Annotated in this window: 4 protein-coding genes; all 4 read left to right on the forward strand. The window is 69.2% G+C overall.

What is annotated here, in order from left to right; translation table 11 throughout:
• The first annotated feature begins 138 nt into the window (after positions 1 to 138).
• The 4 genes from ABGA94_RS20350 to ABGA94_RS20365 are packed head-to-tail and all read left to right on the forward strand — an operon-like array spanning position 139 to position 3,631.
• Positions 139 to 1,482, forward strand: a complete 1,344-nt coding sequence (locus ABGA94_RS20350; RefSeq protein ID WP_053500540.1) for a TRZ/ATZ family hydrolase — start codon at positions 139 to 141, stop codon at positions 1,480 to 1,482.
• A gap of 24 nt (positions 1,483 to 1,506) precedes the next feature.
• Positions 1,507 to 2,223: a bifunctional 2-polyprenyl-6-hydroxyphenol methylase/3-demethylubiquinol 3-O-methyltransferase UbiG gene (gene ubiG / locus ABGA94_RS20355; protein ID WP_053500538.1), complete on the forward strand. Its 717-nt coding sequence runs from the start codon at positions 1,507 to 1,509 to the stop codon at positions 2,221 to 2,223.
• The gene (locus tag ABGA94_RS20360; RefSeq protein WP_005417733.1) at positions 2,220 to 2,915 is read left to right on the forward strand and encodes a phosphoglycolate phosphatase; all 696 of its coding nucleotides are present in this window, start codon (positions 2,220 to 2,222) and stop codon (positions 2,913 to 2,915) included. The genes ubiG and ABGA94_RS20360 overlap by 4 nt, the downstream gene beginning before the upstream one ends.
• A gap of 11 nt (positions 2,916 to 2,926) precedes the next feature.
• Complete coding sequence (locus ABGA94_RS20365; RefSeq protein ID WP_111127511.1) at positions 2,927 to 3,631, forward strand: squalene/phytoene synthase family protein; 705 nt, start codon at positions 2,927 to 2,929, stop codon at positions 3,629 to 3,631.
• The last annotated feature ends 77 nt before the right edge of the window (positions 3,632 to 3,708 follow it).

Raw genomic sequence — 3,708 nt, forward strand, 5'->3', positions numbered from 1 at the left:
GGGGGCGCTCCCATGATCTGCTTCGGCAGATCATGGGCCCCGCTTCACGGGTCTCCAGACCCCGCCGCTTCGCGGCAGCCCCTGACCCAGGGGCGTGTCCCCAGAAGTATCTCGCCGCCCCCCAGCCAGTGAGCCCGCATGAGCGATAGCCCGCACCTCCCCGAAGCCTGCGACCTGCTCATCGAAGCCGGTCATGTCGTTCCGATCGAGCCGCATGCGGTGGTGCTGGAAGACCATGCCGTTGCCGTGCGTGGCAGCGAGATCGTGGCCATCCTGCCGCGTGCCGAGGCGCGCGCACGCTTCCGTGCCGCGCAGGTGGTCAGCCGCCCCGAGTCGGCGCTGATGCCGGGCCTGGTCAACGCGCACACGCACAACCCGATGACCCTGCTGCGCGGCGTCGCCGACGACCTGCCGCTGATGACCTGGCTGCAGCAGCACATCTGGCCGGTGGAAGCGGCCGTGATCGGGCCGGAATTCGTGGCCGACGGCACCACCCTGGCCATCGCCGAGATGCTGCGCGGCGGCACCACCTGCGCCAACGAGAACTACTTCTTCGGCGACGTGCAGGCCGCGGTCTACAAGAAGCACGGTTTCCGCGCGCTGGTCGGCGCGGTCATCATCGATTTCCCCACCGCCTGGGCCAGGACCGATGACGAATACTTCGCCAAGGCTGGTGAACTGCACGACCAGTGGCGCACCGATCCGCTGATCGGGACCGCGTTCGCGCCGCATGCGCCGTACACGGTCAACGATGCCAACTTCGAGCGGGTGCGTATGCTGTCCGACCAGCTCGACATGCAGGTGCACCTGCACACCCACGAGACCGCGCAGGAGATCAACGATTCGATCAAGCTGCACGGCCAGCGCCCGCTGGCGCGGCTGGATCGCCTTGGCCTGGTCAACGACCGCCTGATCGCGGTGCACATGACTCAGCTGACCGATGCGGAAATCCACCTGTGCGCCGAACGCGGCGTCAGCGTCGTGCATTGCCCCGAATCGAACCTGAAGCTGGCCTCCGGCTTCTGCCCGGCCTGCGCCCTGCAGCGCGCCGGTGTGAACCTGGCGATCGGCACCGATGGCTGCGCCAGCAACAACGATCTGGACATGTTCAGCGAGAACCGTACCGCAGCGATCCTGGCCAAGGCCGTGGCCGATGATGCCACCGCGCTGGACGCGGCCACCACGCTGCGCGCAGCGACGCTGGGCGGTGCCCGTGCGCTGGGCTTTGCTGACCGCATCGGTTCGATCGAAGTCGGCAAGCAGGCCGACCTGGTCTGTGTCGACCTGTCGGCGCTGGAAACCCAGCCGCTGCACAACGTGCTGTCGCAGCTGGTGTATGCCACCGGCCGCCAGCAGGTCAGCGACGTCTGGATCGCCGGCAAGCCGAAGCTGGTGCAGCGCGAGCTGGTCGGCATGGACCTGCCGGGCATCATCGCCAACGCGCGCCAGTGGCGCGAGCGTATCCGTCATATCCGCGCCTGATCCCTGGCGCCGCAAGGACCCCTCATGACTGCCCCCCACGCTTCCTCCAATTTCGATCAGGCCGAGCTGGACAAGTTCGCCGCGCTGGCCAACCGCTGGTGGGATGCTGACGGCCCGCAGAAGCCGCTGCATGCGCTGAACCCGGTACGCCTGAAGTACGTCGCCGACCGCGTGCCGTTGCGTGGCGCGCGCGTGCTCGACATCGGCTGCGGTGGCGGACTGCTGAGCGAAGCACTGGCGCAGGCCGGCGCCGACGTCACCGCCATCGACCTGGCCCCGGAACTGGTGAAGGTCGCGCGCCTGCATGCGCTGGAAAGCGGCGCCAAGGTCGACTACCGCGTGCAGGCCGCCGAGGATCTGGCCGCCGAGCAGCCGGGCAGTTTCGATGTGCTCACCTGCATGGAAATGCTGGAGCACGTGCCAGACCCGGGCGCGATCATCGACGCCTGCAAGCGCCTGCTGAAGCCGGGCGGCCACCTGTTCCTGTCGACCATCAACCGCACCGCGGCCGCCTTCGCGGTGGCGATTGTCGGCGCCGAGTACGTGGCGCGGCTGCTGCCCAGGGGCACCCACCACTACCAGGAATTCATCAAGCCGGCCGAGCTGGCGCGCTGGCTGCGCGAGGCCGACCTGCAGCTGGTGGATGTCAGCGGCATGGCCTACGAGCCGTGGCGCAACCATGCCCGCCTGAGCAGCCGCACCGACATCAACTACCTGGCCTACGCGGTCAAGCCGGCATGACCTCCGCCCGCTTCCCGCGTGCGGTGCTGTTCGACCTGGATGGCACGTTGCTGGACAGCGCGCCGGACTTCGTTGCCACCTGCAATGCGATGCTGGCCGAGCGGGGCCGGGCAGCGGTCGATCCGGCGCAGCTGCGGCCGGTGGTCTCCAAGGGCTCGCGCGCGATGGTCGGGGCCGCTTTCCCGGACCTGGATGCCGCTGCGCGCGATGCATTGATCCCGGAATTCCTGCAGCGCTACGAAGCGCTGATCGGCCAGTACGCGGTGCTGTTCGACGGCGTGGCCGGCATGCTCGCCGCGCTGGATGAGGCCGGTACGGTATGGGGCATCGTCACCAACAAGCCGGAGTACCTGGCGCGCCTGATCCTGCCGCAGCATGGTTGGCAGCAGCGCTGCGCGGTGCTGGTCGGCGGTGACAGCCTGGCCGAGCGCAAGCCGCACCCGCTTCCACTGCTGCACGCTGCGCAGGCCATTGGCATGGCCGCCGAAGACTGCGTGTACGTGGGTGATGACGAGCGCGACATCATCGCTGCACGTGCTGCCGCGATGCCGTCGGTGGCGGCGCTGTGGGGCTACCGCCTGCACAGCGACGATCCGCTGGCCTGGCAGGCCGACGTGCTGGTCGAGAACGCTGAACTTCTGCAACTGGCCAGTCTCTGGCCGACCCGGCCGGCAGCCCCGGCCCAGCCGTAAGGAATCCCGTAGTGAGCAGTACCGCGCTGGACAGTTTCCTCGACAAGTGGCGCAGCCGTTGGCCGGAATGGTCGGTGGCCGCCCCGTTCGTGGCCGAACCGCAACGCGAGCTCGCAGTGGCGTGGTTTGCGCTGCTGCAGGAGTTCGACGACATGCTCAACACCAGCGGCGATCCGCTGCCCGCCGATGCCAAGCTGGCGTGGTGGGGCGAGGAGCTGCGCAGCTGGGCAGGGCATCGTTCGCGCCATCCACTGGGCCGTCTGCTGGAGCCGGTGCGTGCGCCGTGGGTGCAACTGGCCGAAGCGCTGCCGGACCTCGTTGAGGCGCGTACCGTTGCGTTGGATGCAGCCGCTGCCGAGCGTGCGCTGGCCAATTACGCCGAGGCCGTGGCCGCAGTGGAAGCGGCCTTGTTTGCCGACAAGCCGCGCACCGGCGCCGGTCGTGCGGTGCAGCTGCAGACCCTGGCCCAGCGCCTGCAGGACGCCGGCGTGGCCGGTGTGCCGCGCAGCCTGTTGGATGAGGATTCCAGCACGGCCGCGCAGCGCTGGGCCCAGTACCTGCTGAAAGGATGGGGCAGCCGCGTGCCGGGCCCGCGCCCGCGGCGCGTGTGGTCGAGCCTGGCGCGCGCCCGCGTTGCCGCCCAGGCCGCAGGCAAGCCAATCGAAGCCACCCCGGTGCGCACGTTGCTGCGCGTGTGGTGGGCCGCGCGCGGTTGATCCAACTGTCTGGTAGTGCCGGCCGCTGGCCGGCAGCTCGGGCACTGCAGAATTCATGCGGTTGCCGGCCAGCGGCC

The organism is Stenotrophomonas sp. 3diitr2024, from assembly GCF_042136455.1.
GTDB lineage: Bacteria > Pseudomonadota > Gammaproteobacteria > Xanthomonadales > Xanthomonadaceae > Stenotrophomonas > Stenotrophomonas sepilia.

What these genes read in the sequence shown, in the direction of transcription:
- ABGA94_RS20350 (WP_053500540.1), top strand. Translation starts at nt 139, where the DNA reads ATGAGCGATAGCCCGCACCTCCCCGAAGCCTGCGACCTGCTCATCGAA.
- ubiG (WP_053500538.1), top strand. Translation starts at nt 1,507, where the DNA reads ATGACTGCCCCCCACGCTTCCTCCAATTTCGATCAGGCCGAGCTGGAC.
- ABGA94_RS20360 (WP_005417733.1), top strand. Translation starts at nt 2,220, where the DNA reads ATGACCTCCGCCCGCTTCCCGCGTGCGGTGCTGTTCGACCTGGATGGC.